Source organism: Microvirga sp. 17 mud 1-3 (genome assembly GCF_003151255.1).
Classification (GTDB): Bacteria; Pseudomonadota; Alphaproteobacteria; order Rhizobiales; family Beijerinckiaceae; genus Microvirga.
On record NZ_CP029481.1, the window covers coordinates 2203485 to 2229604 of the forward strand.

A 26120-nucleotide genomic window follows, 5' to 3' on the forward strand; every position below is an offset into this window, starting at 1 on the left:
GAGGATCTCATGCTTGCCCGCGTTGCCGCCATCGCTCTCACTGCTGCACTCGCCATGCCGGCCTTGGCCGCCGACCAAGTCGAGAAGGTGCCGCCTTCGGGCGCTTACAAGAAGGTGAGCGACCTCGTGAAGCTGCCGGACTTCCTGCCGGGACTCGGCCAGCTCTATGTCGACCCCAAGACTCTGCCAGCCGGGCCTTTCCTGGCCTATGACCGTGACGGACGGCTCGTCAGCACCGTCTACATGCTGCCCATCGAGGACCTGTCGAACAAGGACAAACGCTTCGATGATCTCGCCGCGCCTGGCGGCAAGGTCGATCATGTCGATGTCTATTTCAACGCCGGCCATCCGGGCGTGGAGAAGCCCCACGTCCACGTCGTGCTCTGGCATGTTCCCAAGGCCGACGAGCAGCGGGTGGCCGGAAAGTGATCATCTCGCGCAGAAGCGTCCTGCAGATCGGCGGGGGACTCCTCGCCGGTCTGGCATGGCCCCGGCTTTCGCGGGCTGGCGAACCAGTCGAGATCCGGATGCAGGGCAACACCGATGGCTCGCAGGTGTGGTTCGATCCAATCGGCTTGCGCATCGCGCCCGGACAAACGGTCCGCTGGATCAACCTGGATCCCGGCAACTCCCACACGGCCACGGCCTATCATCCGACGAACTTCGAACATCCGCGGCGCATCCCTGAAGGGGCGGAGCCCTGGAATTCGGACTACCTGCTGCCGAACGAGAGTTTCTCGGTCACGCTGACTGTCGAAGGCGTGTATGACTTCTTCTGCATCCCACACGAGCATGCTGGCATGGTGGGGCGGATCATCGTCGGTCAACCCGGCCCGCCTCCGGCAGCCAGCGTGTCGGCGCAGGCGGCGGGTGGGGAACCCATCCCTGACATCGCGCTCCAAGCCTTTCCGGCCGTCGATGACATCATGCGCCGCGGCATCGTCAGGCGCACGTAAGGACTGAACCGACATCGGCGGGAACCTTCCTGGTTTCTTCCGATCCAATGGTTAGCCATTAAAGTCCTACCAGGCACTGAGGAGGGCGCCATGATCCGCTCGGTTGCCTACTCGAAGGCGGTTCTCGCCGGCATGGCAGGTGCTGTTGCCTGGGAAGCCATCGCCCGGGTGCTGATCTGGGCAGGTGTACCGTTCTTTGACCTTGTCATGACGCTCGGGACCTTGGTCCTCCCCCACGCGCCGGCATGGGAGGCTTGGCTGGCCGGCATGGCGGTTCACCTGCTCGTCGGCGCGATCTGGGCCGTGTTCTACGCCTACTTCTTCTGGTCCGTCCTGCCGCTCCGCCCTGCCCTGCAAGGTCTTGTGTTCGCCTTCGTGCCGATGCCGCTGGCGATCTTCATCATGCACCCGCAGTTCGACCTCATGCACCCGCTCGTCCAAAGCGGCCAGTTCTCTTCCTCCGGCCTGTTCGGGCTGAGCGGCGGCGTGCACGAACCGCTCTCCATCGCGGCTGGCCACCTGATCTGGGGCACGGTGCTGGGCCTGCTCTACACCCGGCCAGTTGGCTTTCCGTCGAACCGGCCGCCACTCCTGGTTCGCCAGCTCGGCAACTCGCGTCCGTCCTCCGATGCGGCTCCCAAGATAGCCGAACATCGGTTCATGTTCGCGACCGGCATCGAGTGCAGCTATCCCACCCTTGAGGGTGGGCGCTGGCGCATGGACCAGATGGCGGCCTGCGGCCATTATCGCCACTGGCGCACCGACCTTCGGCTCGTGCGGGATCTCGGCCTGCGCTATCTGCGCTACGGCCCTCCCCTGCATCTGATCCATCGGGGTCGAGGCCAATATGATTGGGCATTCCTGGACGAGGTGGGCACCGAGATGCAACGGCTCGGGATCGTGCCGATCATGGACCTGTGCCACTTCGGCCTGCCCGACTGGCTGCAAAACTTTCAGAACCCGGAGGTGCCGCAAGCGCTCGCCGACTATGCCCGGGCCTTCGCCCGGCGCTATCCGTGGGTGCGGTTCTACACGCCCGTGAACGAGATGTATGTGTGCGCCAAACTCAGCGCGTTGGATGGCCTCTGGAACGAGCAGTGCCGGGACGAGCGTGCCTTCGTCACGGCGGTGCGCCATCTGGCAAGAGCCAGCGTGCTGATGATGCAGGCGATTGCAGCCGAGCGCCCCGATGCCGTGTTCATCAACAGCGAGAGCGGCGAGTTCTACCAGCCCTGCTGTCCCGATCCAGAGATCCGCCGCATCGCCGCCTTCGAGAACGAACGGCGGTTCCTGCCGTTGGATCTCCTCTACGCCCGTCCGGTGCACGAGGACACGCGCGCCTACCTCCTCCAGCACGGCATGCCATCTGAGGAGTATGCGTGGTTCATGCAGCAGGACGTGCGCCAGAGGTCGATCCTCGGTGTTGACTACTACGAGTGGAACGAGAAGCTCATCGACAGCAATGGCCGGGCGCAGGCGCTGGGTGAGCTGTTCGGGTGGTATGCCATCGCCGGCCAATACTATCAGCGCTATCGCCGGCCGATGATGCACACCGAGACCAACCGCATGGATGCCCGCGACGGGCCGCGTTGGCTCTGGCGCCAGTGGCACAACGTGCAGCTCATCCGTCAAACCGGCGTGCCGGTGGTTGGCTTCACCTGGTACTCGCTCACGGATCAGGTCGACTGGGACATCGCCCTGCGGGAGCAGCTCGGCAACGTCAATCCGGTCGGCCTGTTCGACCTCAACCGCGATCCGCGAACCGTCGGCCTTGCTTACCAGCACCTCGTACGCCTCTTCGGCGCCGACCTCGCCAGGGCCCCAACCATCGGGACCGTGCTGGAAGAGGCCGCGGAAGCCGCAACTTGGGAGACAAGAAGAATCCATGCTTAGGATGCTGCAAGCCCATGGCCTCGATGCCGGCCCGACGCAGCGACCACTCTTGACCGGCGCTATCGCAGGCGTGACCGCCACTGTTCCAGCGTTAGCGATCCTCGCCGGGTTCCAGGCACTCGACGCGCCTGCCCGGGCAGCCGGCACATCGGTGTTCGCGGCCGCTCTCGCCTACGTTGCCCTGATGCTTCTCGGCGGGATCCTATACGGCTGGTTGTTCCAGCGCGCGGCCAATGACCCGCGCGGTGGCTGGCTGTTCGGGATGGCGTTCGGTTTTGTCCTCTGGATGCTTGGGCCGGTTCCGCTGCTGCAATGGCTTCCGGACCACCCCATCCTGCACGGCTACCCCGCCGCTGGGCTGCTGTTGGCTCAATTGCTCTGGGGGCTGGGGATGGGGGTGGTGTTCCCCCTCATCCACCGCCATCTCCGTGCGAGCTTGGTGAGCCAATCAGGCTCCGCATCAAAACGCACGGGACCGGAGGCGGTGGCTCAATCTCAGCTGCTTCGTCCGCTGCCGTCATCGAAGGGCTCATCACCGTGATCGGACGCTCCAGCCGAACAAGCCGTTCCAAGTACCTCTACCACGTGGCCCGCAGCGTACTCAACGACGATGCCGAGGCGGAGGACGTGGTCCAAAAGGCCTATGTTCGCGCCTTCTCAACCTGCGACGCCGTCCGATCAAAGGGACCACTTTGAAACTTCCCGCTGAACGAGGAGAACGCCATGCGAGCCGAGAACCCTGTACGAGACCGCAATCCCCAGAGCACAGCGCAGATCGCCGGACATCCGCTGCACCCGATGCTGATCCCCTTCCCGATCGCCTTTCTCGTGGCCACCCTCGTGTGCGACCTGCTCTTCTGGAACACGGGCAACAGCGCCTGGAGCACGGCCTCGCTGTATCTCCTGGGCGCTGCGCTCATCATGGCGGCCCTTGCGGCCCTTGCCGGCCTGACCGACTTCATGGGGGACCGGCGTATCCGCGGCCTGTCGGCGGCCTGGCACCACATGATCGGCAACGTCGTTGTGGTCCTTCTCTCCTTGTGGAACTGGTATCGCCGCTACGAGGCCGGCGATGCCGCCGTGCTGCCGACCGGGCTTCTCATCTCGCTCGTCGTGGTTCTCCTCCTGCTCTACACAGGTTGGCGCGGGTGGGAGATGGTCTACCGTCACCGGGTCGCCGTCTCGGATCAAGGAAGCTGATCCGAACGCTCGGCGCCGTGCCACCAACTGACGGCCGCCGAGGTCGCCGGTCATGCAGCGTACCCTGCAGTCCACGAGTAATGACGCGCGGCGGCCTCGAACTGCTGGCGACCTATGCAAATGAGGTGCAATCCCTCGTCCTCTATAGATGAACAAGGGCAGCACCGCTCTGGCTGGCAACGTTGGATTGCGGTCCGCTTAGACCTCTTCCGCGATAGTCACCAATGATACTGCTTCAAAGCGGCAAACAAATTCGTTTGTCACTTGAAGTGAACAGGCCGATGGTGATCATCGGGTTCAATGCGCTGCTGTCGAAGACCACATTGGGTTGATTGACACCCGGGCCGGACTTCGCCGAGGGCAGGAAGAGCTTGCCTGACGAAAGTTAATCTGATGAGCGGCGCCAATCCTCTTACAGGCGCCTGCACGCTGATAACCGAGCGCATGCTCGCGTTTTGGGTGTACGCCCGAGAGTTCGGGAGATCGATCATGGGAACTTATAGCGTGATTGACCAGGTGAAGGCCAAGCCCGCAAGCTCCAGTAATCCGGATCTTGCCCAAGGTGTTGCATTCGACGATCTGGAAGACGGTGGCATGCTCGCAGGTCACGCCGGGGGCAAGGCTGTTCTGCTGGCGCGGCGTGGCGATGAGGTGTTCGCGATAGGCGCTGCCTGCACACACTACGGCGCTCCCCTCAAGGACGGCTTGCTCGTTGGCAACACGGTCCGCTGTCCCTGGCATCATGCTGCGTTCTGCTTGCGTACCGGCGAGGCCTTACGCGCCCCTGCCTTGAACCCTGTCTCCTGTTGGCGGGTCGAACGGCAACACGGCGTCATTTATGTTAGGGAGAAGCTCGAACGGACTACGGAAACACCACCCCCCGTTAGGTCCGACACGCCGAAATCTGTCGTGAGTGTGGGCGGTGGTGCGGCGGGCAATGCGGCCGCGGAAATGCTCCGCCGCGAGGGTTATTCTGGTCGTCTCACAATGTTGAGTGCCGATGAGTCGGTTCCTTGTGACCGGCCCAACCTGTCGAAGGGATTTCTCGCCGGCACCGCGTCGGATGCATCCAATCCCTTACGATCATTGGAGTTCTACGAGCAGAACGATATCGATCTGAAGCTGAACGCGCGCGTTGCCACAATTGATCGGGGTGCGAGCGTTGTGCATCTCGTGGACGGCAGCAGCTATCCGTATGACGCACTGCTCCTCGCCACCGGTGCCGAGCCGGTGCGCCTTGATGTTCCAGGCACCGACCTGCCCCATGTGCGTTATCTGCGGACATTGGCCGACAGCCGCGCCCTGGTCGCTAGGGCTCACAGCTCACGGCAGGTCGTGGTGATCGGCGCGAGCTTTATCGGCTTGGAGGTCGCAGCGTCGCTCCGCGCACGCGATGTCGAGGTCCATGTGGTCGCGCCGGACAGCATCCCTATGGAACGTGTGCTCGGAGCGGAGGTCGGCACCTTCGTACGCAGGTTGCACGAAGGCCACGGAGTGGTCTTCCACCTCGAGACGACGGTGAGGTCCATCGACGAGCAATGCGTCACGCTGGCCAGCGGAGCAAGGCTCAATGCCGATCTCGTCGTGGTGGGAATCGGTGTCAGACCGGTCCTCGCCCTGGCGGAGCAGGCAGGCCTCGCTATCGATCGGGGCGTCGCGGTGGATGCGTACCTGCAAACGAGCGCAGCGAACATTTTCGCGGCCGGCGATATCGCGCGCTGGCCGGATCGGCTCACGGGGGAGGACATCCGCGTCGAGCATTGGGTTGTGGCCGAACGCCAGGGCCAGACCGCGGCGCGCAACATTCTCGGACAGCGTGAACGCTTCGACTGCGTTCCGTTCTTTTGGACCGAACAGTATGACTTCAGTCTCGGCTACGTCGGTCATGCCGAACGATGGGACACGGTGGAGGTCGAGGGTCAGCTTGCCGCGAGGGACTGCACGATCACGTATCGACGTGGCGCCGAGAAGTTGGCGATGGCGGTCGTTCACCGGGACCTCGAAGGGGTACAGGCGGAGGTCGAGTTTGAGCGAGTGATGGCTGAGCGAAGATAACAAAAGGCTAATTTTACATCTGCCAGTTTCGGAAACGGCTATATTCAGGAGCCACAATGCGCAATCCAGATCAGACCGCTCTTGATTCCGTAAGGCAGCTGGAGCAAGTCCGTCTTCAAGCCATCCGCACTAATGACGCCGATGCCATGGCGCTGATATTGGATGACAAGTTCATTTATATCAGCAACAGGGGAAAGATCTTTGATAAACAATCCTATCTTACTGCTGTTCGCTCCCATGAGCTAACTTACTCAACCGATCTTGACCTCACAGAAACGGATTGCCGAGTCGACGGCGACTTGGTGATCCTCGTTGGGATGATGCGTGGACACGCTCGCATCGGTCTGGAGCAGGACGTGTTTCTTCACAGGAATATGCGGGTGTGGCGAGAGCGTGGTCATAAATGGAGGTTACTAGCCTGGCAGTCATCAGATCTGCTGCACGGGTAGATCGAAATGCGAACTCGGCCACAGACGTAGTGCAAAAGTTTAGCTGCAAAGGAAAAGCTGTGTTTGGTTGATAATGCCGCTCGCCGTCGCTTGAGAACAGCGGAAACCCCGCGGGCACTCGGACGACATGGAACCCCTGTTCCGCAAGAGCCGTCAGGACTGCTGCTGCAATGCTCATACTCTCGTCGGAACCAAGCGCCCCTCTGATTGCAGCGCCGCTGCGGGGACTTGGACCTTGGACGGCAAACTGCATGGCGTTGGCGATCACAGATCGCACGACCTCCTGATCATCCATCACAGCCTTCAGGCCCGCTGTTTCGTCAGCAACCCACCTCGTATTCTATTGCTTGCCCCGGCGCTGGGGACAATGCCAGTGGCCTATCAAGATGCGAGGATGTACCAGAGAATGAAAATGAAGGCACTGCCGCTAAGGGCCAAGTGCATCCAGACTTCGTGGTCAGGCGTGCCCGTTAACATGACCGCACGGGCTCTCCGGATTGTTCGCATGATGCTTCTCCTTATCCCGCGCCTGAATTATACACTGGTCCGAGTATGGCCAGGGTCAGGCTTACAAGCGTCAAGTCCGAGGAAGTGTGCGCCCATCATGCTCGAGCGCCAAATGAATTCATTTGGCCTTTGAGAGCAATTTTATTGATCTGAACGGTTCAGCTACGTTGCTGCCAGCAAAGCCATGAGACCGAAGCTGACAAGCGGAATTCTTGCAGTGATTTCGCAAAATTATTCATTTTTCTGTCTTGGGCTGACGACTTACTCTGGCTTCAGGAGTTCCTGCGGCACCGCTCTCGTGATTGGCAGGGTTGCCACCGTTGCTGCAGGGCAGCTTGGAGGCCATCATGAAATACCAACCCATCAGTGAAGTGCGCAGCGCGTCGGAGGTTCGGTCAACCCCGCCGCTGGCGATGACGCGTGATGAACGGATTAAACGTTGGGCCATGCTGCTGGAGGCAGACCCCGACCGGCAGATCCAGACCTTATCGGAGATTGAAACGAAACACGGGCGCCAGCACGACATTCTGCGGGCGGACAACTCGGCGCTGACCGTCGCATTCGAAGATCCGGTCCTGCGGTCCGAAGGCCTGAAAAGCGACACCCTCGCCGACGCGATAACATTCTTCGGCCTCTGGGAGTGCGACGCTCATTACGTGCTGTGTTCATGTCTCAATGGGCAAACGATGGCCGCAGGCGCTGTCGCGTCGAAAGTGCGTGGGCTGGCGGGCCAGAGGGCATCGCTCGTCGCAGCCTGCATGATCGTTGGTGCATTGATGGCATTTCCCGTCGCGGTTGCCTTGCTCTGAGGTTGCGTGCCTATCGCGGATGGCAGCCAGCCCAGAGCACCTGGGGCAACTCTCTTCCGGAATGAGACTGGTACGCAGGCCATGGGCTGCCTTGTCGGTTTCGGAGCGTTTTAATGGTATGATGAAGCTTCGGGGCCCCGCTTCCCCACCTTCTTTCCCCGTCAGGCGATCCGCGCTGTCTGGCCTGGCCTGGGCTCGCGTTGCGAACCGCAGGTTTGCTGGCGCCGCGCAGCCACAGCACCGAACTCGCAACCGCCGCACAGAGCAACCAGTCACCAAGGCTCAGGCTCGCCGTCGAGAACACCTCCTGCAGGAAAAGTATGGAGACAACGGCCCCGTGCAGCATGAGCGAGAGCCCGACGCCTGCCCAGAGCCACCCTTTCGCCTGGGCGCGGCGGCTTCATGATCCCGGATCGGCGTTCCAGGCGAGACTGCCGGCGCGGCCCGATCACGGTTTCTCTGCTGCGACGCAGCACTCACGATATGCTCCATGAACCGGCACAAGCCCATTGCCATCAGGGAGACGCAATACGCTCAAGGTTTGAATGGTAACTCTACACGATGCCCAATCATAGGCCAAACGAATGTGATTGACATTTGAGTGCAATTTTATTGTTATATATTCTATGGACATCGAACTCGCCCGAACGTTCCTTGAGATCGTTTCGACTGGAAGTTTCATTCGTGCGTCCGAGAGGCTGAACGTCAGCCAGACCACGGTCAGCGCGCGGGTTCGCAATCTGGAACAGCAGCTTGGGCGGCAGCTTTTCGTTCGCCACAAGGGCGGAGCCTCGCTGACCCCAGCAGGCGAGCAATTCCTGCGCCATGCACCTATGTTCGTCCAGTTGTGGCAACGCACGCTTCATCAGGTTGCGGTGCCGCCCGGCCGCCGCGCGGTGTTGACCATTGGCAGCGAGGTCAGCCTCTGGCAGCCGCTTCTGCTGGACTGGGTTCAGTGGATCCGCCATTCAATGCCCGACATCAGCCTCCGCGTGCACGTCGATGTGCCACAGGATTTGATCAATCAGGTTGCGTCTGGGCTTGTCGACGTTGCCATCATGTATGCGCCCCAGCAGCGGCCCGGACTGAGAATCGATCTTCTGCGGGAGGAGAAGCTGGTGCTCCTCACAACCAACCCCGATGGACGCCTCCAGGACGGAACCGACTATGTGTACATGGATTGGGGACCGGACTTCGTGCTTCACCACGGCATGAACTTTCCCGATGTCGTGCCGGATATCTTTATCGATCTCGGTCCGCTCGCCCTCAACTATGTTCTTGAGGTTGGCGGATCCGGTTATTTTAGGATGAGCGCGGTTGAGGCTTATATCGCATCCGGGCGGCTGCACCTGGTCCGTGACGCGCCCCAATTTTCCTATCCCGTCTATGCGGTGCATTCCGCCACTGCGGATATGTCGGTGGTGAGCCCTGCCTTGGGGGGCCTGCACACGATTTCAGGGATGAAAGCTGGGTGAAGCAGCGGGGGTTCGCGCAAAGGCTTGGTTCTCTGGTCGCTGATCAGGAATGGGGTATCATCAGGGCAGATTTGGGTGCGAGTTGCACGAGCTCTACCGTGCCGAAGCGCGGCTCGTCAGGTGCTAGGCCTTCAGAGGCGCTCCCCTGTGGACGATCAAATGAGCCTGGAATGGTCTGGGAGAGGAAACACCGTTCCGGCTGCGGATCTGCTCCGAAGCGGAGGTGGCATTCTGCCCAGCCCGCCCCACATGACCTCGGCAGCAAAGGAGGCCTGAATGGACATCTCCCGGCTTGCTGCCGATGCCATTCTTTCTGCGGCCACTGATGCTGTGGTGGCGACCGACCGCGACGGCATCATTCAGGTGTGGAACCCCGGGGCCAAGCGGATCTTCGGCTACCGTGCCGACGAGGCGCGCGGGCAGTCGCTGGACCTGATCATCCCGGAGCGCCTGCGCCCGCGCCACTGGGTGGGCTTCCGCCGTATCATGGCAACCGGCGAGAGCCATTACGGCGAAGGCGATCTGCTGTCGGTGCCGGGTCTCCGCAAGGACGGCCAACGCATCTCGCTGGAATTCACCATCGTGCCGCTCAAGGATGCGCAGGGCCAAATGCATGGCCTCGCCGCGGTCATGCGTGACGTGACCAGCCGCTTCGAGGAAATCAGGGGCCTAAAGAACAAGTTGGCGGAGGCAACCGCACGACCAAGCCCGCATTGACCCGGTAATGGCAAACCCGTTTTACACCATCGGGCATTCCACCCGCACTATTCCGGAATTCGCGGATCTCCTCCGCGAGGCGAAAGTCGGGCTTGTGGTGGATGTCCGGACCGTTCCGCGCTCTCGGACGAACCCGCAGTTCAACCGCGATACCCTGCCCGAGAGCCTTGCGGAGTACCAGATTGGGTACGAGCACATCGCCGAGCTCGGCGGGTTGCGCGGCAGGCAGCGCCAGACTGAGCCGTCCCCTAACAGCTTCTGGGAGAACACGAGCTTCCGGAACTACGCCGACTATGCCCTGACCGACCGGTTCCGGGAGGGGCTTGGCCGCCTGACTACCCTGGGCAGCGAGAACATCACGGCGATCATGTGCGCCGAGGCGGTGTGGTGGCGCTGCCACCGCCGGATCGTCGCCGATTACCTGCTCGCCTCCGGCCACTCAGTGTTCCACATCCTCGGACCTGGCAAGATCGGGCCCGCATCGATGACACCCGCCGCCCGGTTGACCACTGATGGGATTGTCTACGCGGACCTGCCGGAGCCGGACCCATCAAGCGAAGCCGAGGCGGCGTCGCGCCACATCTCGTAGAGATCCCCGTTCTCGCGACGAACGGGCACATAGGCGATCTCGAGCGACTGCTCGTCCAGCGGCTTTGACAATTCGGCATAAATAGCCGCCGTCGACAAGCCGTACGGCTCGCCATCCTCGTTGTAATAGGCGTAGCTCACTTCGCGGATGCCCGTGAGATGCATGGCCGAAAGGCACATCGGACACGGATGACTGCTGGCATAGATGACACAGCCATCGAGGCGGGGGCTACCGAGCGCCCGGATCGCGGCTCGGATCGCCTGGAGTTCGGCATGGGTGGTCGGGTCATGCGTGATGTGAATCTCGATGACGCCCGTGGCGATCACGACGTCGTCCTTGACGAGGACGGCCCCGAAGGGGCGACCGCCGTTGCGGACGTTCTCACGGGCCAGATCGATCGCCTCACACAAAAAGCGCTCGGCAGTGGACATGTCGTTCCTCCTCCCTTCTCACGGACAGCTGGGCACCGAGAGCGGCGACCGTGACCGCCGCTGTTGGATTCGTGTGCCCTATCCTACCTCTTGGGGTGCTTGGACCATAGTTGGAGGTGTTCATGACCCCGACTGGATCCCACTGGACTTATGAAGCCGTGCAAACGCTGATTGCGTTGGTCAAGGAGAGCGCACCCGCCTCGGTGATCAGCCTCAAACTGAAGCGCCTGATCAGCGAAGTCCGAGCCAAGATCGACGACCTGGGGCTTGCTAACCCCCGCGAAGGCTTGAGCCGGCCGGAGCGACGCGGACCATCCGGCGTCGCCCTTTCGGCGGGCGTGGGTTGCCGGAACCGCACCTTAGGGCAGATCCCCAACCGTGCTCCGTCCACATTGATGCGCACGATGCGAAGCACGTCCGCCGCAAGTTGACAGCTGACGCAGGCTGGAAAGCTTGTATTCGTGGGCGCCATAGTTATCTTAACAAGCATGACCATGCTCGTGAAACATCGTCGCCCCTTGGCGCACGCGGGTTGCCTCAAATCAGGCAACTAACCCCGGACGCTGGCTTGACCGCCTGTGGTCGCTGGCACTCCGGGGACATGAAGTCTTTCTCCACCCATCGTTGAGCCGTTGCATGCGCCACCTCGCGCATGCCGGCTCGTCATGTCTGTTCGCCCTGCGGAACCGCGCGCCAGCGCCGCTGCAGGATGACCGTTCCTAAGGAGGTATTCGTGAACGCGCCGCACCATCTTCCACCCATCACTTTCGCGAGCTACGACTCCAACCAAGAAAGCCTTCCGCCGGTGACCATCTCGGCGGACGATTACGACCGCCTTGCGTTCCTCGCATCGTTCGGCTTGAACTTTGAGCAGGACCGCTCGGCGGCGGCGATGCTGGCCGACGAGCTGATCCGGGCGACGGTCGTGACGCCCGGTGACATTCCGCCGTCCGTGGCCACGATGCACGCGCGGGTGGAGTTCCGCGATGATGTCACCGGGGATGTCCGGAGTGCCACGCTGGTCTACCCCGACGAGGACGATGGCGAGCTGGACCGGGTCTCGGTGCTGTCGCCGGAAGGCGCGGCGCTGATCGGCCTTGGCGAGGGCCAGTCGATCACCTGGCGGACGCCCAAGGGCTGGCGCAGCCTGACGCTGCTGCGCGTCCTTTATCAGCCGCATGGACACTTCGTCGAGCCATGGAGGGAAGTGTCATGATGGACCAGGAGCTTATTTCCATTGTGCTCATCGTGGCCTGCTACCTGATCTATCGGGTGGTCATTCACTCGGGAATCCGGCGTCCCTCTGACGATCGCAAGGTTCGGAAGTGAGTGTCCGACTGTCAGCTCGGAACCACGTCATCATCGGCGGCAGGACGGCCCCGGTCTTACCCGGGGCCGTCACGTCTCGGAGCGATACCTGCCCGCGGAACAATCGGATGACGGCGGCTTGCATCCTCGCAGAGGCGTGCGGCACGAGGATGAGGTGAACCGACCGGGTTCGGGCCCTTTGCCCAACAGGAGCATGACCGGAGGTCAGGGGGAGCCTGTACCCTGCTACGGCCACCCCACCGAGCCGGTGATGGAACGCCTGATGCGCCGGGTGGCCTGGGGACTCCGGCTGCTCGGAACGGCAGCCGGCCTGTGGGAACACTGATATTGCTGAGCGGACGGGCAGCGCCCGCCGGGGCTCATCACCGGCCCCTGCCCGCCTCAGGCCTTAGGCACAGAATGGTATCGATGCCCAGCCGGAAGGATTGCGGTCGCCGCGATCTCCACGATAGCGGTCGGCTCGACCAGCCCCGTGACCTCCACCAGCACCATTGCGGGATAGTGGCTGCCCATGACCTCGCGGTAGACCACTCCGAGTTCCGGGAGCAGCATCCGGTAGTGATCGATGTCGAGTACGTACCAGGTCATCTGTGCGATGTGCTCGGGCGTGCCGCCCGCCTCAGCGAGAACCGTGCGCACGTTCCGCAACGCCTGACGCGCCTGCGGAACAAGCCCGACGGACGTGACCCTGCCCGCATCGTCGGTGGCGATCTGCCCGCCAACAAACACGAAGGTGCCGGTGCCGGCCATGGCGTGCGAGTAGCCTCGCGGGCTCGGCCATTGGGGTGGATTGATCTCGCGCAGCGGGGGCGCCAGAGGCGGTGGAACGATGGTCATAATATCCTCCTGTCGGGCTCCGTCCTCCCGGCGGAGCCATGATGATCCGAAAATGAAGCCGGTGATGTTTCCGGGGCAGCGCCTGACCGGCTGCCGCCCCGGGGCTCAGGTTCCGGTTTTCAGGAAGCCATGGAGGACAACGGATCCTCGCGCAGCGAGGTCGGCTCGAACGAGGGGGCTAGCGTGAAGGCCGCCCGGTGCACCTCCGGCGTGTAGTAGCGCGTCCGGCCTTTCAGCGAAACGAAACGCTCTCGCAGGACCTTGCATGGGGGCCGCAAGGCATCGCGGGACTCACCGGCCGCGACGAGCGCCAGCATGCCGCCGGCATAGGTCGGGACCGGTGCCAGATAGGGCCGTACCCCAGCAAAGGATCCGGCAAGGCGCCCGCACACCGTCTCCAATTCCTTTGGCTGATAGAACGGAGCACCACTCTGGACCGCTATCATCCCACCAGGCCGAAGGCGGGCTCGGCAGGCTCTGTAGAAGCCCGCCGTAAATAACGCCTCCCCCGGTCCGATCGGGTCCGTCGAGTCGATGATGATGACGTCGAACTTCTCCCGCGTTTCCGCGATGTAGCGTGTTCCGTCCATCACCTGCACGGTTGCCCGCGGATCGTCGAAGGATCCGCCCGACACTTTAGGAAGGTAACGACGCGACAGGTCGATTACCTCGTCGTCGAGTTCGACCAGCGTGGCACTCTTGACCGGGTGCTTCAGGACCTCCCGGAGCGTGCCGCCATCCCCACCACCGATGATGAGCACGTCCCGCGCCGAGCCATTCGCCATCAGCGGCACATGAGCGATCATCTCGTGATAGATGTGGTTGTCGCGCTCCGTCAGCTGCACGACGCCATCGAGCACCAGCACCTTTCCGAAGATCGCATTCTCAAAGATCAGGACTTCCTGAAAGCCGGTCCTGCCTTGGTAAAGGACAGATTCGATGGAAAGCACCTGCGCGTGATCCTCGTAGAGTTTTTCCTGAAACAACGTCATAGGATCACCCCCCGCTTGTGCTCGGCGAGCGTCACCATCCCAGGCAGGAACACGCCCTTGAGGACCTCGATGGCCTTGTGCGGCTGCGCGTTGCCGCACATGAACACGTCGACGGCCGCGTACGAGATCTCGGGCCAAGTGTGGATCGAGATGTGGCTCTCGGCCAGGACCGCCACGCCGGAGATGCCTCCGTTCGGCGAGAAGTGGTGGAGGTCGACATTCAACAACGTCGCGCCGGCGCGGTCTGCCGCATCCCGCAACCCCTGCTCGACGACAGGAAGGTCGTCCAGGTTCGAGGCGTGCCAGAGATCGACGATCAGGTGCGTTCCGGCAAAAACAAGTCCGTCGCATTGGATGAAATGGTCGAGACGGCCGTCGTCAGCCGGCGCATTGGCGGCGGTGGGTACGATCGCGAGGGGTGTCGTCCGATCAGCATGACGCGGGCGGCCCTCAAAACCGAGTGCCGGGGGGCGCAGATCAGGGGTGGCAATCACGCTGAGGCGGTTGGTTTTCTTCATTCACTTCTCCGTTGGCAGGACTTCTGCCGGTTGCAAGGCGAGGGTGGGCCGCGCGGCCGGCAAAGACCGCATGGCGTTTTGTTCGTCTGGACGGCACGAGACATGCGCGCTTACGCCGGCACGAGCTCCGTGGTAGCTGGCTCGAGCTCCGCTGCGGCTGGTTCGCGGACCTGCAGCACCGTCAACCGCTTGGTCTCGCCGGTGCGCGTGGTCCAATCGATCGACTTGCCGACCGGAAGGCCGATCAGGGCGGTGCCGATCGGCGTCAGCACCGAGATGCGGCCCATCGAGATGTCGGCCTCATTCGGGTAGACGAGGACCACCGTCTGCACCCGCCCCGTGATGTCGTCGCGGAAATCGACCTCGCAGCCCATGCACACGGTGTCGAGGGGATGGCGTCCCGTGCTAAGGACCTGCGCGCGGTCGAGCTCGTCTGCGAGCTCGGCGGCGACATCCGGCATGGTGTGCGCGGCGGCATTGGCGATCACCGAGAGCTTCTCGTGGTCATTCGCCGTCAGGGTGATGCGGGGCTTGGCGCCACCGCGGGTTCTCTTCGTCATTTTCAATCTCCTGTCTTGGTGTCGTTACTGCCGCGGTTCACGTCGCGCCGGGGCCGGGATCGTCGTCGTCCGGACTTGGGGCTCGGGTCTTCGCTCCGGCTTTGGACGTGGCCGCGGCGTGAACCGGATAATCTTGCCGTCCGGCTGCTCCGCATCCTGGGAAGCGGGTCTTGGCTCGGGCGTCCGCGTCAGGATTCTCGCCGGAAGGGTCTCAGGCTCCGGACGCGCCTCTCCCGTCGGCAGCCTGAGCCGCTGGTCGGCCGGGCGAACGGCTTTGTGCTCCGTCGTGCGGAACACGAGTTTGAAGAAGTGTCGAAGCATACCGCCGCACCGGATACGTTCGCACCCGGCCTCACAAGATGTCTAAAGCTGTCAGGATCTTGCGCTCCCCCGAACTCGGGGCGCGGACGCACGTCGAGCTCGGGGCTACTGGCCCGCGATAAGGTTGCCTGAACGAAGCAGGCCGCGACGGAGGTGTGCAATGCTCAACATGATGCTCTTAAGCTGGTGTCTACTGCACCGTTTGTCAAATCGCCGGTTGGCTGTGTGGCGGAATGTCCAGTTTCGGGTTCGTCATCGAGCTCACGCCAAGTGTCTCTGGTCAAAGTGACGTGGATGGCCCCCGCATCCGTCGCCGCTCGCTTGAATCGCGGCCCTTTCGATCTATGTTGAGAAGGTCATGCCGAGGCCCATTGCTACAATCTGCATTGCCGCTTCCGCGGCCCACCGCGCCTCAGGCCGCTGAGCCCGGGCGCGGGACACCTGTCCCCGCCCCGGGTCCTCTGACAACCAGCAACCATGCGTCAGTCGCTGACCAGCTCCCTGGAGCCGGATCATGGCTGACCACCAGCGCGTCCAGGCCCCTGCCCGCCTGGACGACGGCATCCGTTTCAGGAGTTTGAATTGTCCGCGTTCCCCGTCACCCCGATTGTTTCGTCGATCGATCATGCCGAGCTGCAGCGGATCGCCTCGGCCGGCATGCGGATCCGCAGGGCGCCACCGTCGGCGCACTTCCTCGCGGAGGAACTCGAGAGGGCTCGGGTGGTTGGGCCTGCCAGCCTTCCGCCGAACGTGATCTCGATGCATTCGGTCTTCGAGTTCCGTGACGGGATCACCGACCAAGTCCGGCGCGGGATGCTGGTTTATCCGGGCGAGGAGGATGAAGGCTCTGAACGGATCTCGGTGCTGTCACCGCTTGGCTCGGCGCTGATCGGCCTGGCCGAGGGGCAGTCGTTCCGATGGCGCAGCGCCACAGGCGTAAGGCGGACGCTGCAGGTCCTTCGTGTCGTGCATCAACCCGAACGCGTCGACACGAACGAGGACCACATTGCGAGTGCAGCGAGAGCATCGGCGCAGAGCGACCAGATGCGGATGGCGCGTTAGTAGCAAACCGGGCCGGAGGTCGTCTCCGGCCCGGCGGCGGGATTAGGCGAGCGCTGGAGCCGACGCTTCGCGTCTCGTAGTGTCCACCACCCGGCGGCTCCTCCGGTGCAGCTGCCGGCCGATCTTGGCGAGCGCCTGATCAAACGCCTGATGGCAATCGCCGGCGGACGCTTCCGCGACGATCATCTTCAGATTGCCGACCTGGACGTTGATCGTGCAGCAGTACCAGTGCCCGTCGCGCGTGAACCCGACAGTCGCGTGGTTCAACCGCCCGAAATGGGTTTCGACGATATGCAGGAGTTCTTCCTGGACCTTGTGAGGCAGGGCCTCGCCAAGGTCGATGTTCGTTCCGTTGATCTTGATCGGCGTGCCGGTGCCATTCAGTTTCATGCGAATGTCTCCTTCATAGGTTCGTGATGTGGAAATGCTCCCGATGAGGCGTTCACCTCATCGGCCACCGCCGCAGCATGTTGCCTGGCCGTCATGGAGTGTTGGTTTCCGGCCGGTTCGTCGCTCCCGTAGGAACACCAAGGGCACCGGGCCGCAGCCCTTGGCAAACTGCGCTTGCAGATACTGCAGACGGCACGATGGACGCGCCTGAGCATCATTGACCTCCTGTCGCGAGCCTTGGCTCGGCAAAGTCGTTGTTGTGGTTGCGTGCAGGAGTCGCGGCGGCAAAGCATGCGTTGTCCTGCCGTCGTTCATGCACGTCGGGTTCGTCGAAAGCCGATTTCGGGAAATCCCGCCTACGGGCTCTTGTCCAAGCGGAAGGCGTGCGTCGTGGCGACATAGGCCGCGAGGATCAGCGAGACGGCCGCTCTGGCATTTCGATTATGTTCGCAAGAAAACCCGCACGCGCCGGATCATCCACTTCGTGGATGACATGAGCCTAGGACTGTCGGGTTTTTGCCGTGTACCGATCATCCCCGGACTGAAAGCGTCCGGGGCTCAGGATCCCGTCTTGAGACGGCCTGCGCGTAAAGCGGAAATGGTACGGATTGTGGGCATGACCCCATCAATGTTGGTTGCGCCGACTCAAGAGTCAAGGTTGAGGGCCGCGACAGAAGGCAACGTTTGACAAAGCCCCCGGCCGACCTACGTTGATGACATCATGTTGATGTTCCCGAGACTTATCCGTGGCCTCTGCCACGCCGGAACCTTGACCGCAGGCCTCTAACCCCGAGGTCCGGCGCGTAGACGCGTGGGCCCGGGGTTATGACATCAATAAAACACTCAATCAGGCAGGGATCCGGGCGCGCAGGCATGCCGTAATGCGTCGTTCAGCGTGCGTGCCCGTTGGCTCAGGCATGGGCTGACCCGCGGTGCGGTAGCGCCCGATGCCCGAAAAAGCGAGGAAAAGGAGAGCGACATGTCCAGTCATGCACAACGTTCGGCGAGCCGACGCACCATGGTGTCCGCGTCGGTGGACGTCGAGGCGCTGGCCCGGCATCTGTTCGAGCGAGCCCGCCGCGACGACACCTTCGACGACCTCAAGCGGCGCGCTGCCTTCGACCGGCAGGACGCCGGCCGGCTCAGGCACTGGCTCAGGGCTGCGCAGGCCATGGCAGCGGGGGGACGTCTCCCTCCGCGCTGACGGCTGGCGTCCCGCAAATCGCCGCACGACGGCTCGGCTGTGAAAAGTATTCTGTGGGAATTTTACGCAGAAAAGTTTATCTTAACTTCACTTGATCTATCCCTCGCCCCGCTCAAACTCCGCTGACTTGGCCAGTTACTTCACCTTAATGTTAGATATTCTTTGGCATACTTGAACATTTAGAAGCTGTGCCTATATAAAGAACATCATGAATACACTGCGTCACATCTCCATTCTTCGCGCGGGGCGCCTCCAAGCAGGCCGCTGATCCCCGAACGCCGGCCTGCCCGTCGCGGCGGCCCGCTGTTCGGGGCCCATGACGATTCCTGAAATCCCTTTGACCAAGATGCCCCTGTTGAGGGGCCGGCGCGGCATGCGCCCTGTCAGGATCGTCCTTCTGCATGCTGCGCCGCGCGGAGGAAAAGACATGACCGCAAGTTATCGCCGCTCGACTGAGCCACTGTCGCCGCACCTGCTGCTCTCAATGGCCCATAGCCCGTTGTCCGCTCCGAACGACGGCCGCTTTCCGCTGTTGCCGTGGCACCTGAGGCGCGAGTCCATCGGCAGCCCGAACCAGCGAACCGTTCACTTCAACAGGAGACACGAGCCTCGACATCCGACCGCAGCACCCGACAAGGCGGCGCGAACGAAGGATGAATCGGTGCAGCCTATGACTGTGGCCGATGTGATGACGCGTAACGTGGTCTCCGTCTCAGGTGCAACCCCGGTGAGCGAGATCGCCAATGTCCTGGCCGGCAAGCGGATCAGCGCCGTGCCGGTGGTGTGCGCGAAGGGTAGGCTCGTTGGCATCGTCAGCGAGGGCGACCTGATCCGCCGGGCCGAGATCGGGACCGAGCGCCAGCGCTCCTGGTGGCACAGGATCCTAGCCGACGTCGAGACGGAGGCCGCCGAGTACGTCCGAACCCACGGCCGCAAGGCGCGGCACGTGATGACGTCCCGGGTGGTCACGGCCACCGAGGACATGACGCTCGCGGATGTCGCCGACATTCTGGAGAAGCAACGTCTCAAGCGGCTTCCGGTCGTGCGCGGTAACCGTCTCGTCGGCATCGTCAGCCGCAGCGACCTCGTCAAGGCGGTAGCGCGCCACCGTGCTCCGCTGTTCGCCGATCCGCCCACGGACGACGTAATCCTGCGGGACCTGATGGAGCGGGTGAAGGCGGCAACGCCCTCTCACCAGCTCATCAACATCTCGGTGCATCAGGGCAACGCCGACATTGCCGGGCTCGTGGACTCCGCAGCCGAACGCGAGGCGTTTCTCGTTGCCGTCGAGAACACGCCGGGGATCCGGTCGATCCAGGACCGGATGATCCTGCGGCCCCGCTCCGTTGTCTGAGCCGGGAGGACCAACCGATGACGCACCTTCGCGCTATCCTTATGGCCGCCATCCTGTTCGGGGGCGTGTGCCTGGTGCTCGGGGCCCTTGGGGCAATGGTAATCGAGTCCGAGAGGGTTCTCGGCATCTACGGCATTGCGGTTTTCGGCTTCGCGACCTGGGTGTCCCTGGACACGTACCAAGGCTGCCGGGACGGGCAAGTCGGTCCGAGGTCCTGGAGACCTTTGCCCTGAGCGTCGCAGCCCCCCTGTGACCGCCTACAATGCTTGCCCGTCATGGGCACAACCGATGGAGAAGGTGATGAATCGAAACGAAACTTGGACAACCCACAGCAACCCCACCTCGAACACGTGGCCGGTCGAGAGACGGCCAATGCATGACGATGTCAGGGATACGCCCACCAACAATTCGGCGGACCTTGACCGGAGGCTCGACTTGGCGCTGGAGGAGACCTTTCCTGCAAGCGACCCCGTATCGGTCATGTGCTGCTGACGGCGCGTCCCTCACCCTGCACGCCACTGACCTTTCGGAGCCCTGAGCCTCTCACCGCCTACCCCTGACTAAGGACCCTTTGACCCTATGGAGGAGCCGATGAAACTCGACCGGACAAACACCCCTATCACCGTCCAGAGCTCGACCGTGGAGCTGGGCGAAGCGCTTCCTGCCTATGCCCGAAACGGCGTACAACGGGCGGCGGGCAAATATTTCGGTCAGCTCAGTGGCGCGGCCGTGTACTTCAGCCGCGAGGGGGGCTCCTACCGGTGCACGGTGAACATGCAGATGGGAGCCCTTAGGATCGTGACCGGTGAGGCGATTGCCCCAGACTGTCACAAGGCCTTCGACGCAGCCCTGGAGAAGGCCGCCAAGCAGCTCCGGCGCCGGAAGCGGGCTTTGCGGGACAACAAGCCTATCGGACCGGTCAAGGACGCCCTCCTGCGCGAGGGGCTGCACATGGGCACTGAGCGGAAGTAAACCGAATGTCCGGACCTGCTGGGTGAGCGGACCTTCAAAGGACATTCCTTTGAGTTCGGTTGCGCCTCAATGCTGACACCAAGTTCAAGGTCTGCAAAAGAGGCCGACGATCAGTTCTGCGCTCCGCCAGCCTCCGCGAAATTCTGTCGAAGGACATTCGCCGCAGGCGCGTCTCCCAAGGCAAGAATCTCCTGATACATCGCAACTACTAGGTCGCAGTAGGTCCCGTATTGGGCAGGCTGGATGCTTTGTGCCGTCAGGAGAGCGATCGTCTCGCTGTTGAAGCGTGACGCGAGGCGAACGCCTACCCTGCTCCAGTACTGGTCCAATGTGGCGGGGCTCGCCGAAACTCCTGTTTTGGGGGAACGGATAAGCCTCTCGGAAATTTCGAGTTCCTTCGAGACGAGCGCCGGCGGAAGATATTGGGTATAATTGGCGTTCGCCCCAACCCCAGACGCGTACTGGTAACACAGTGCTTTGTCTTTGGTTGAGAGGGCCTGGAGTTGCTCGATCAGAAGGCGTCCCAGGTCAAGGACGGTCCTATCATCGGCTGTGCCCCGCCGGGATTGAATGACAGGGAAGATCTTGGCCCGAGCCTTCTGGAAAAGGATCTGCTCCGTCTCACCGGCGAAGTAAGACTGGCTGAAATCGTCAACGATGTTGGAAAACACCCGAGGCTCGACATCTCTAATAGCCGCGAACAGTCCGACCTTGGTGAGCTTATCAGATATCGCCTCGCGAGTGAGGTTGGCTCCGAAGCCAGAAGCTGCGTAGCGTGAACTATCAACGACACCGCTGATGGCCCTGCCGGCTATCAGTTCATCTGGGTTCGGCGTCCACATGGACTCGTTTGGCGTAGAGAGAGCTCTTCTGACGAAATCAGGCGTAATGCCTGATGCGATATAGAGGTCACGACCTTCCTGATCAGCATCACGAATTTCCTGGGCGGTCATCCCCGGGAAGCTTGATGCATGGTAGCCAAGTTTTGCATTTCGGAGGATCCATCTCTCACGTCCCGCCGCGAAGGCGATCGTGCAGGCGGACTGGCATCGATCCGACGTATAGGTGGTGAGCCCCAGCTTTTGGATCGTCCGGTAGAGTTTCTTGGCCTCTCCGATACGTCCACCGTCGCTGTTGAGGTGAACCACCCTCAGGTTCGGAAGAGCTTTGATCACCCGGTTGAAGTCATCGTCCAAGCCGAACTTGAAGCCCCCCGCCACCTCGACCTCTGTCCCATTTCGCATGACGCGTATGGAATAATCCGGGATTGTAGGATCGTCGTAGAAGACAATCTGATAGGTTTCACGGAGCTGCGGGTAACCGCTCTGTGTAAAGTCGATAATGACTCTTAGAACCCCGAGGATAACGGCGATCTTTGCCAGCGTGGGCCAGAGGGTTTTGTGTTTCTGATCAATGTAGCGGTTCGCCGATCGCCAGATACCCATCATCTGCCACACAGCAACCAGTCCGACAGCTGCCCAGATCGCAATCAGCATGATCAGGATCTTGGTGGGGTCGTATCCACCTGCCGGCGTCAATGTGGCACTGACCACTCCAGAAAAGATCAGGAGTGCCACGTTCGCGAAGAACCCAAAGATCCAGTAGGAGATCCAGAGAGGGAACTCGCCGCGCCAATGACGGGCGATGAAACTGCGACGACCGGGCTTGGATGTTGGGGGTGAGGCTGCTGGAGGCGCAGGAATCACAGCGGTTTTGATGTCTTCGTCGACTTGCCGGGCGATCTCTGTTGGAACAGGTGCGGGATTCTCAAACTTGGGCTCGATCCGGCCCTGAGAATCCCGCCCGCCGGGACTAGTCTGAGAAGCCCCCATATTTTCCGACGATGTACCAGACTTCTTATTGACCCGGTACAAACCCACCAAAAGGTAGACGATCTGGGGCAACACATAGCTTGCGAAGCTCTTCTGGAAATCAGGAGCGCCACCGTCGGCATGCCCGAACCCAGCCAGAACAGTGGCAAGGAACAGAGATAAACCGTTGGCGGTGATCAGACGTGGGTATTCGGCTTTCCATGAGCGAAGAAGCCAAAGGAACAGTTGGGTCAGCAGCACCGTCCCCAATAGAGCGCCGACAAACCATGCAAGCAGTCCAGCCATTACGTGATCCCCCGAGTCGAGATTTCAGACTGGCAGGATCACTGTCAAGCTAGCGATAGGAATACCTGCTTCGTAGCCACCTGATTGTTCTAATGTTCCACTCGCGCGAGAAATTCGAGCCTTGGCACTCTGTGATTGGTGAGGCACCCACCTGCTCACGACTCCATCTGGGGCGCTATCTCGTAGCTGCTCAATTGCACCAACCAATCCAACCTGAGAGAATTGTCCCACATTCCAGCAGGTGATGACCGACTTCATGAGCCACGATGACGAGCACGAACAGCCGGACGAGATCCCGTTTGAGCCGGCCGAGCCTCCGCCGGGAGAACTGTGGGTTTCCTTGACGCTGCCCGACGTTCGGGGCCTGTCGGATGAGCAACTGGAAGCATGGTTTCCCGGCTACGATGGAAAGTGGAACACCCAGACGAAGGCGCTCGTGCAGCAGTTCGAGGCGACCGGGCTCGATCTGAACTGGAATTGGGCGGATGTGCCTCCGACGTGGCAGTGCGTCTGTTGCCGTCGCCTCAAGTCCGAGATCGTGCGCAAGGCTGAGAACGGGGTCCTGATCTGCCATCTCGATTGGCACCATGACCACATCGTCGATCTGTTCGGACACCGGATGAACGAGCGGTTCGGCATTCCCTGGGTACAGGGCGTCCCCGAGGCCTGCCGCCTGGCGGATCAACCGATCAAGGTCCTGCTACGCCGGTTCCGGGATGCTCTGATCTGCGATGCCTGCAACCGCGCCGATGGCCGAGCCAAGGAGGCGCTGAAAGGCGAAATCCATCCCGATTTCAGCTTCACGCCAAGCCAGATTGCCCAATTCATCCGTCCCCAGCCGAACCAACACCATGACATCGACGTCGCGATCGCCAGATCCATCTGGCAGGCGGCGAAGGAGGATTTCGAAGACCGCATCGCGTTCATGGAGTTGATGATCGATCGGCTGGAGGCAGGCCGGCATGCACTCGAGCGCCATGGCGCCGCCGAGTCGGGCGTTTCGCAGGGGTCGCCAATCGCATTCTCGACACTGTGCGGAACCTCGATCCTGACGCCAAAGCCTTCCAGCGCTGGCACTACAGGGTTGCGTTCGACTTGGGTGATCGCTCGGTTTCTCGGGATGGCGTCGGGCGTTCGGGCCGCGTGCGCCCATCAAAACTTGTCCGGTCTCCCACCGATGAGGAGTTCACAGCCTTCGATCAGGCCGCCCACCTTGGGTGGAAACGAACCCCTGCCGACTGGTCCTGTCCTTGTTGCGGTCGCAACAAGCGCGGCATCATGCGGCTCTCCAACCAAGGCAAGTGGTTCGGGCAGATTCGCGATCACCAGGTGTTCTATCTCGAGCGGGATCCCGTCAGCATTCGCTTTCGCCTGCTCTTGTACCCGTGGCACCCGTCGGAACCGATCATTGGCAAAACTCAGACCATCAAGATCTGCTCCGACTGCGGCGACGTCTCGTCCGAACTGCAACGGAGACGACCAGACCTGGGCGAATTTCATCTGTCCGTGCAAGACCTCAAGGCCTGCATTGGCGAGATCCTGCCCAACCAGAAGCTGGAGATCGACTTCAGCGAGGCCGCGACCTGGGCACAGGCCAACGCTCCCTGGATTGCCGCTCGTGAGGCCTTTCTCGAGCACGCGGCGTTGACGACCAAGTTGAATGCAAAGCGTGCCGCGATCGAACAACGCCGTCCCTTGGGGCAGGAAGACTGGGACTGGATTGTCAGCTTGGCGGAAGAGCGGGACGTGCGCCTCGAAGGTCGCCCTGAAGCCTTGGAGTGGTTGATCCGCGAGGGGCAAAGGCTATCCCGAGGGTAAAGGGACTAAATCTGTTCCGACCGTTTCAGTTTGGCCAGCGTGCGAACTGGCTAGCAGATGACACCAGCTAAGCCCCCGCTCGGCGGACCTCCTGAGTTCATTCTTGGCAGTACTCGCGAACCCGGTTGATCCAGGCGTCGTACCACCACCAATCACCGTCTTTGAGAAAGACACCATAACCTTTCTTCGGATCCCGCGCCTCAAGCCGCTTCCACAACTGAGAATGGTGGTGAGAGTTGAACCACGTAAACCCTTCCCGGTGCATCTTCTCAATGATCTGGCCGGGCTTGTATTTCGGCCGTTCGGCTTCCTTCATGAGGATGCGGCTGACCTTCTCGCTCTCGTCCGTGCCCGCTCGGACGAACTGAACCGCTTCGTCCGCGCCGCCCTTGCGGTTGGCGGCGACTTCGATGAACGCCACTCGATAGGCATAGCGGGGATCCCGCATCATCTCGGCTGCGAGGTCGGATTCGTAGTCGTTCTGCATCGCAAGGATATGGGCTGGCAAATCCGATGCCTTGAGGAGGGTATTGCGCTGGTCCCGGTCGATCGCAGAGAACTGCAGGGCGAAGGAGAGCTCTTGTTCGAGGCCGAACCGGTCCCCAGCGATCAGCTTCAGCGCCGAATTGAAGTTAAGGGCGCAGGCCTGCAACTTCGCCGAGATCGCCAGATCGATCTGCTGGGTCATCTGATGCTCGATCTCGTGGCGGATCGCGATCAGGAATTTCAGATTCGCCTTGGTGGGTGCGTCGAGCGGGCAGCTTGAGCAATCCAGGCACCCCTCGAGCTCCCAATGCTTGTCGGCGCCATGGCGTGTCTTCTGCACCACCCCGTCCTTCTTGTAACGGTAGTCGATGCCGATCCGCTTGTAGTGATAGTGAAGCAAATAGGTCCATGCGATCACGGCCGTGACGATGAAGACCTCCGCTTTGAAGAACGTTCGCGGATTGTTGTAGCCCTGCACCGCGTGGAGCATGGCCTCACGGGCCTTGATCAAGAGTTCGTCCCCAAGCAGGTGGGCCCCCGTGGACCAGTCGATCTGAGGCCAATCCTTCAGGAAGCGAGCCAACTCTTCGGGCGCAGCGGCTGGAACCGTCTTGTGGCGACGGCCCTCGCGAATTTCCAGGATCCGGGCGTGATTGATTGTCCGGGTCGGTCGCGTGAAGTAAGCCTGGATTTCCTGGTCGGCGTATTGGCCATCGGCCGTCATTGCCTTGATCAGGCTGATTTCCCAGCGTTCGAGCCGATTGGCAGGGTTCCGTTTTGGCTTTGGCATGCTGATTCAGAAGGACATGGAATAGGGCCCCTATTCTCGTACTTCTGCCTTGCCTGTAACTTGCTCACGACTGGAAGGCGCCACCTCCTGTGAGAAGGATCTGGATTGATATCCGGACCCTAACGGTTGCATTCCCTGAGCGCGCATGAGCAAGGGCGACCTCAATCACTACCTCGCCTCGCACGCTCTCTGTTGGGGATCACTGACCTGCGGGCAGACGATCGTGCAGCTGCCGAAAACACGTCGGCAAAAAATCTAATCTCTACAGACACTTAGACCTAATCCGTCG

At 61.7% G+C, this 26120-nt stretch carries 31 protein-coding genes; 20 read left to right on the top strand and 11 right to left on the bottom strand.

The window, feature by feature from the left end; all coding sequences use genetic code 11:
* Window positions 1-9 precede the first annotated feature (9 nt).
* The 9 genes from C4E04_RS10420 to C4E04_RS10460 all read left to right on the top strand — a co-directional run bounded on the left by C4E04_RS10420 (window position 10) and on the right by C4E04_RS10460 (window position 7869).
* Complete coding sequence (locus C4E04_RS10420; RefSeq protein WP_109597387.1) at window positions 10-429, top strand: DUF5602 domain-containing protein; 420 nt, start codon at window positions 10-12, stop codon at window positions 427-429.
* Window positions 426-956, top strand: a complete 531-nt coding sequence (locus C4E04_RS10425; protein ID WP_371681987.1) for a plastocyanin/azurin family copper-binding protein — start codon at window positions 426-428, stop codon at window positions 954-956. Before C4E04_RS10420 ends, C4E04_RS10425 begins: the two co-directional genes overlap by 4 nt.
* Before the next feature lie 90 nt (window positions 957-1046).
* A complete protein-coding gene (locus C4E04_RS10430; RefSeq protein WP_245416072.1) occupies window positions 1047-2849 on the top strand; it encodes a family 1 glycosylhydrolase in 1803 nt (600 codons plus the stop codon).
* Entirely contained in the window at window positions 2842-3390 is a 549-nt protein-coding gene (locus C4E04_RS10435) for a hypothetical protein (protein WP_109597388.1), read from the top strand. The genes C4E04_RS10430 and C4E04_RS10435 overlap by 8 nt, the downstream gene beginning before the upstream one ends.
* A gap of 44 nt (window positions 3391-3434) precedes the next feature.
* The gene (locus tag C4E04_RS21730) at window positions 3435-3545 is read left to right on the top strand and encodes a sigma factor (protein WP_371682062.1); all 111 of its coding nucleotides are present in this window, start codon (window positions 3435-3437) and stop codon (window positions 3543-3545) included.
* A gap of 27 nt (window positions 3546-3572) precedes the next feature.
* Window positions 3573-4049 (top strand): DUF2231 domain-containing protein, encoded by a 477-nt coding sequence (locus C4E04_RS10445; RefSeq protein WP_109597389.1) that lies wholly within the window; start codon window positions 3573-3575, stop codon window positions 4047-4049.
* A gap of 393 nt (window positions 4050-4442) precedes the next feature.
* Entirely contained in the window at window positions 4443-6104 is a 1662-nt protein-coding gene (locus C4E04_RS10450; protein ID WP_371681988.1) for an FAD-dependent oxidoreductase, read from the top strand.
* A 56-nt stretch (window positions 6105-6160) separates the two neighbouring features.
* Complete coding sequence (locus tag C4E04_RS10455; RefSeq protein WP_109597391.1) at window positions 6161-6553, top strand: nuclear transport factor 2 family protein; 393 nt, start codon at window positions 6161-6163, stop codon at window positions 6551-6553.
* Between the two features lie 854 nt (window positions 6554-7407).
* Entirely contained in the window at window positions 7408-7869 is a 462-nt protein-coding gene (locus C4E04_RS10460) for a hypothetical protein (RefSeq protein WP_109597392.1), read from the top strand.
* Window positions 7870-7879: 10 nt separating this feature from the next.
* Here C4E04_RS10460 and C4E04_RS10465 read toward each other — a convergent pair whose 3' ends face one another.
* Window positions 7880-8215 carry a hypothetical protein gene (locus C4E04_RS10465; protein ID WP_109597393.1) on the bottom strand — a complete coding sequence of 112 codons (336 nt, stop codon included), beginning with the start codon at window positions 8213-8215 and terminating at the stop codon, window positions 7880-7882.
* 280 nt (window positions 8216-8495) lie between these two features.
* Here C4E04_RS10465 and C4E04_RS10470 point away from each other — a divergent pair, with 280 nt between their 5' ends.
* The 3 genes from C4E04_RS10470 to C4E04_RS10480 all read left to right on the top strand — a co-directional run bounded on the left by C4E04_RS10470 (window position 8496) and on the right by C4E04_RS10480 (window position 10650).
* The gene (locus C4E04_RS10470; protein ID WP_109597394.1) at window positions 8496-9344 is read left to right on the top strand and encodes a LysR family transcriptional regulator; all 849 of its coding nucleotides are present in this window, start codon (window positions 8496-8498) and stop codon (window positions 9342-9344) included.
* A gap of 276 nt (window positions 9345-9620) precedes the next feature.
* Complete coding sequence (locus tag C4E04_RS10475) at window positions 9621-10061, top strand: PAS domain-containing protein (RefSeq protein ID WP_109597396.1); 441 nt, start codon at window positions 9621-9623, stop codon at window positions 10059-10061.
* A 7-nt stretch (window positions 10062-10068) separates the two neighbouring features.
* A complete protein-coding gene (locus C4E04_RS10480; RefSeq protein WP_109597397.1) occupies window positions 10069-10650 on the top strand; it encodes a DUF488 family protein in 582 nt (193 codons plus the stop codon).
* Here C4E04_RS10480 and C4E04_RS10485 read toward each other — a convergent pair.
* Window positions 10584-11081 (bottom strand): nucleoside deaminase, encoded by a 498-nt coding sequence (locus C4E04_RS10485; protein ID WP_109597398.1) that lies wholly within the window; start codon window positions 11079-11081, stop codon window positions 10584-10586. The two genes, C4E04_RS10480 and C4E04_RS10485, sit on opposite strands and share 67 nt — an antisense overlap.
* A 122-nt stretch (window positions 11082-11203) precedes the next feature.
* On the opposite strand from C4E04_RS10485, the gene C4E04_RS10490 reads away from it, so the two are divergent.
* Entirely contained in the window at window positions 11204-11512 is a 309-nt protein-coding gene (locus tag C4E04_RS10490) for a hypothetical protein (protein ID WP_109597399.1), read from the top strand.
* Between the two features lie 302 nt (window positions 11513-11814).
* On the top strand, window positions 11815-12297 hold the full coding sequence (gene rnk, locus C4E04_RS10495) for a nucleoside diphosphate kinase regulator (protein WP_245416073.1): 483 nt from the start codon (window positions 11815-11817) through the stop codon (window positions 12295-12297).
* A 494-nt stretch (window positions 12298-12791) separates the two neighbouring features.
* On the opposite strand, the gene C4E04_RS10500 is transcribed toward rnk (C4E04_RS10495), so the two are convergent.
* From C4E04_RS10500 to rnk (C4E04_RS10515), 4 genes are all read right to left on the bottom strand, one after another.
* Window positions 12792-13247, bottom strand: a complete 456-nt coding sequence (locus tag C4E04_RS10500; RefSeq protein ID WP_109597402.1) for a RidA family protein — start codon at window positions 13245-13247, stop codon at window positions 12792-12794.
* 119 nt (window positions 13248-13366) lie between these two features.
* On the bottom strand, window positions 13367-14239 hold the full coding sequence (gene speE, locus C4E04_RS10505; protein WP_109597403.1) for a polyamine aminopropyltransferase: 873 nt from the start codon (window positions 14237-14239) through the stop codon (window positions 13367-13369).
* Entirely contained in the window at window positions 14236-14757 is a 522-nt protein-coding gene (gene speD / locus C4E04_RS10510) for an adenosylmethionine decarboxylase (RefSeq protein WP_109597404.1), read from the bottom strand. The genes speE and speD overlap by 4 nt, the downstream gene beginning before the upstream one ends.
* Before the next feature lie 110 nt (window positions 14758-14867).
* Complete coding sequence (gene rnk / locus C4E04_RS10515; protein WP_109597406.1) at window positions 14868-15317, bottom strand: nucleoside diphosphate kinase regulator; 450 nt, start codon at window positions 15315-15317, stop codon at window positions 14868-14870.
* A 903-nt stretch (window positions 15318-16220) separates the two neighbouring features.
* Here rnk (C4E04_RS10515) and rnk (C4E04_RS10520) point away from each other — a divergent pair.
* Window positions 16221-16700: a nucleoside diphosphate kinase regulator gene (rnk, locus tag C4E04_RS10520; RefSeq protein ID WP_109597407.1), complete on the top strand. Its 480-nt coding sequence runs from the start codon at window positions 16221-16223 to the stop codon at window positions 16698-16700.
* 42 nt (window positions 16701-16742) lie between these two features.
* Here rnk (C4E04_RS10520) and C4E04_RS10525 read toward each other — a convergent pair whose 3' ends face one another.
* A complete protein-coding gene (locus tag C4E04_RS10525) occupies window positions 16743-17090 on the bottom strand; it encodes an HPF/RaiA family ribosome-associated protein (RefSeq protein WP_109597408.1) in 348 nt (115 codons plus the stop codon).
* 979 nt (window positions 17091-18069) lie between these two features.
* On the opposite strand from C4E04_RS10525, the gene C4E04_RS10530 reads away from it, so the two are divergent.
* The 4 genes from C4E04_RS10530 to C4E04_RS10545 all read left to right on the top strand — a co-directional run bounded on the left by C4E04_RS10530 (window position 18070) and on the right by C4E04_RS10545 (window position 20620).
* The gene (locus tag C4E04_RS10530; protein WP_109597409.1) at window positions 18070-18294 is read left to right on the top strand and encodes a hypothetical protein; all 225 of its coding nucleotides are present in this window, start codon (window positions 18070-18072) and stop codon (window positions 18292-18294) included.
* A 670-nt stretch (window positions 18295-18964) separates the two neighbouring features.
* A complete protein-coding gene (locus tag C4E04_RS10535) occupies window positions 18965-19648 on the top strand; it encodes a CBS domain-containing protein (protein ID WP_245416317.1) in 684 nt (227 codons plus the stop codon).
* Between the two features lie 17 nt (window positions 19649-19665).
* Window positions 19666-19881, top strand: a complete 216-nt coding sequence (locus tag C4E04_RS10540; RefSeq protein WP_109597412.1) for a hypothetical protein — start codon at window positions 19666-19668, stop codon at window positions 19879-19881.
* 358 nt (window positions 19882-20239) lie between these two features.
* A complete protein-coding gene (locus C4E04_RS10545; RefSeq protein WP_109601004.1) occupies window positions 20240-20620 on the top strand; it encodes an HPF/RaiA family ribosome-associated protein in 381 nt (126 codons plus the stop codon).
* Window positions 20621-20730: 110 nt separating this feature from the next.
* Here the strand turns inward: C4E04_RS10545 and C4E04_RS10550 are convergent, their stop codons facing one another.
* From C4E04_RS10550 to C4E04_RS10560, 3 genes are all read right to left on the bottom strand, one after another.
* Complete coding sequence (locus C4E04_RS10550) at window positions 20731-22737, bottom strand: hypothetical protein (protein WP_109597413.1); 2007 nt, start codon at window positions 22735-22737, stop codon at window positions 20731-20733.
* Between the two features lie 190 nt (window positions 22738-22927).
* Window positions 22928-23422 carry a hypothetical protein gene (locus C4E04_RS10555; protein WP_109597414.1) on the bottom strand — a complete coding sequence of 165 codons (495 nt, stop codon included), beginning with the start codon at window positions 23420-23422 and terminating at the stop codon, window positions 22928-22930.
* 15 nt (window positions 23423-23437) lie between these two features.
* Complete coding sequence (locus C4E04_RS10560) at window positions 23438-23716, bottom strand: hypothetical protein (RefSeq protein ID WP_109597416.1); 279 nt, start codon at window positions 23714-23716, stop codon at window positions 23438-23440.
* A 53-nt stretch (window positions 23717-23769) separates the two neighbouring features.
* On the opposite strand from C4E04_RS10560, the gene C4E04_RS10565 reads away from it, so the two are divergent.
* Entirely contained in the window at window positions 23770-24555 is a 786-nt protein-coding gene (locus C4E04_RS10565; RefSeq protein WP_162559352.1) for a hypothetical protein, read from the top strand.
* A 97-nt stretch (window positions 24556-24652) separates the two neighbouring features.
* Here the strand turns inward: C4E04_RS10565 and C4E04_RS10570 are convergent, their stop codons facing one another.
* Window positions 24653-25831 carry a DUF3644 domain-containing protein gene (locus tag C4E04_RS10570; protein ID WP_109597418.1) on the bottom strand — a complete coding sequence of 393 codons (1179 nt, stop codon included), beginning with the start codon at window positions 25829-25831 and terminating at the stop codon, window positions 24653-24655.
* Between the last annotated feature and the right edge of the window lie 289 nt (window positions 25832-26120).

Bases quoted from the DNA above. Each gene is read 5' to 3' on its own strand.
- C4E04_RS10420 (WP_109597387.1), top strand. From the start codon at position 10: ATGCTTGCCCGCGTTGCCGCCATCGCTCTCACTGCTGCACTCGCCATG.
- C4E04_RS10430 (WP_245416072.1), top strand. From the start codon at position 1,047: ATGATCCGCTCGGTTGCCTACTCGAAGGCGGTTCTCGCCGGCATGGCA.
- C4E04_RS10435 (WP_109597388.1), top strand. From the start codon at position 2,842: ATGCTTAGGATGCTGCAAGCCCATGGCCTCGATGCCGGCCCGACGCAG.
- C4E04_RS10445 (WP_109597389.1), top strand. From the start codon at position 3,573: ATGCGAGCCGAGAACCCTGTACGAGACCGCAATCCCCAGAGCACAGCG.
- C4E04_RS10450 (WP_371681988.1), top strand. From the start codon at position 4,443: ATGAGCGGCGCCAATCCTCTTACAGGCGCCTGCACGCTGATAACCGAG.
- C4E04_RS10455 (WP_109597391.1), top strand. From the start codon at position 6,161: ATGCGCAATCCAGATCAGACCGCTCTTGATTCCGTAAGGCAGCTGGAG.
- C4E04_RS10460 (WP_109597392.1), top strand. From the start codon at position 7,408: ATGAAATACCAACCCATCAGTGAAGTGCGCAGCGCGTCGGAGGTTCGG.
- C4E04_RS10465 (WP_109597393.1), bottom strand. From the start codon at position 8,215: ATGCTGCACGGGGCCGTTGTCTCCATACTTTTCCTGCAGGAGGTGTTC.
- C4E04_RS10470 (WP_109597394.1), top strand. From the start codon at position 8,496: ATGGACATCGAACTCGCCCGAACGTTCCTTGAGATCGTTTCGACTGGA.
- C4E04_RS10475 (WP_109597396.1), top strand. From the start codon at position 9,621: ATGGACATCTCCCGGCTTGCTGCCGATGCCATTCTTTCTGCGGCCACT.
- C4E04_RS10480 (WP_109597397.1), top strand. From the start codon at position 10,069: ATGGCAAACCCGTTTTACACCATCGGGCATTCCACCCGCACTATTCCG.
- C4E04_RS10485 (WP_109597398.1), bottom strand. From the start codon at position 11,081: ATGTCCACTGCCGAGCGCTTTTTGTGTGAGGCGATCGATCTGGCCCGT.
- C4E04_RS10490 (WP_109597399.1), top strand. From the start codon at position 11,204: ATGACCCCGACTGGATCCCACTGGACTTATGAAGCCGTGCAAACGCTG.
- C4E04_RS10500 (WP_109597402.1), bottom strand. From the start codon at position 13,247: ATGACCATCGTTCCACCGCCTCTGGCGCCCCCGCTGCGCGAGATCAAT.
- speE (WP_109597403.1), bottom strand. From the start codon at position 14,239: ATGACGTTGTTTCAGGAAAAACTCTACGAGGATCACGCGCAGGTGCTT.
- speD (WP_109597404.1), bottom strand. From the start codon at position 14,757: ATGAAGAAAACCAACCGCCTCAGCGTGATTGCCACCCCTGATCTGCGC.
- rnk (WP_109597406.1), bottom strand. From the start codon at position 15,317: ATGACGAAGAGAACCCGCGGTGGCGCCAAGCCCCGCATCACCCTGACG.
- C4E04_RS10525 (WP_109597408.1), bottom strand. From the start codon at position 17,090: ATGAAACTGAATGGCACCGGCACGCCGATCAAGATCAACGGAACGAAC.
- C4E04_RS10530 (WP_109597409.1), top strand. From the start codon at position 18,070: ATGTCCAGTCATGCACAACGTTCGGCGAGCCGACGCACCATGGTGTCC.
- C4E04_RS10535 (WP_245416317.1), top strand. From the start codon at position 18,965: ATGACTGTGGCCGATGTGATGACGCGTAACGTGGTCTCCGTCTCAGGT.
- C4E04_RS10540 (WP_109597412.1), top strand. From the start codon at position 19,666: ATGACGCACCTTCGCGCTATCCTTATGGCCGCCATCCTGTTCGGGGGC.
- C4E04_RS10545 (WP_109601004.1), top strand. From the start codon at position 20,240: ATGAAACTCGACCGGACAAACACCCCTATCACCGTCCAGAGCTCGACC.
- C4E04_RS10550 (WP_109597413.1), bottom strand. From the start codon at position 22,737: ATGGCTGGACTGCTTGCATGGTTTGTCGGCGCTCTATTGGGGACGGTG.
- C4E04_RS10560 (WP_109597416.1), bottom strand. From the start codon at position 23,716: ATGGCGCTCGAGTGCATGCCGGCCTGCCTCCAGCCGATCGATCATCAA.
- C4E04_RS10570 (WP_109597418.1), bottom strand. From the start codon at position 25,831: ATGCCAAAGCCAAAACGGAACCCTGCCAATCGGCTCGAACGCTGGGAA.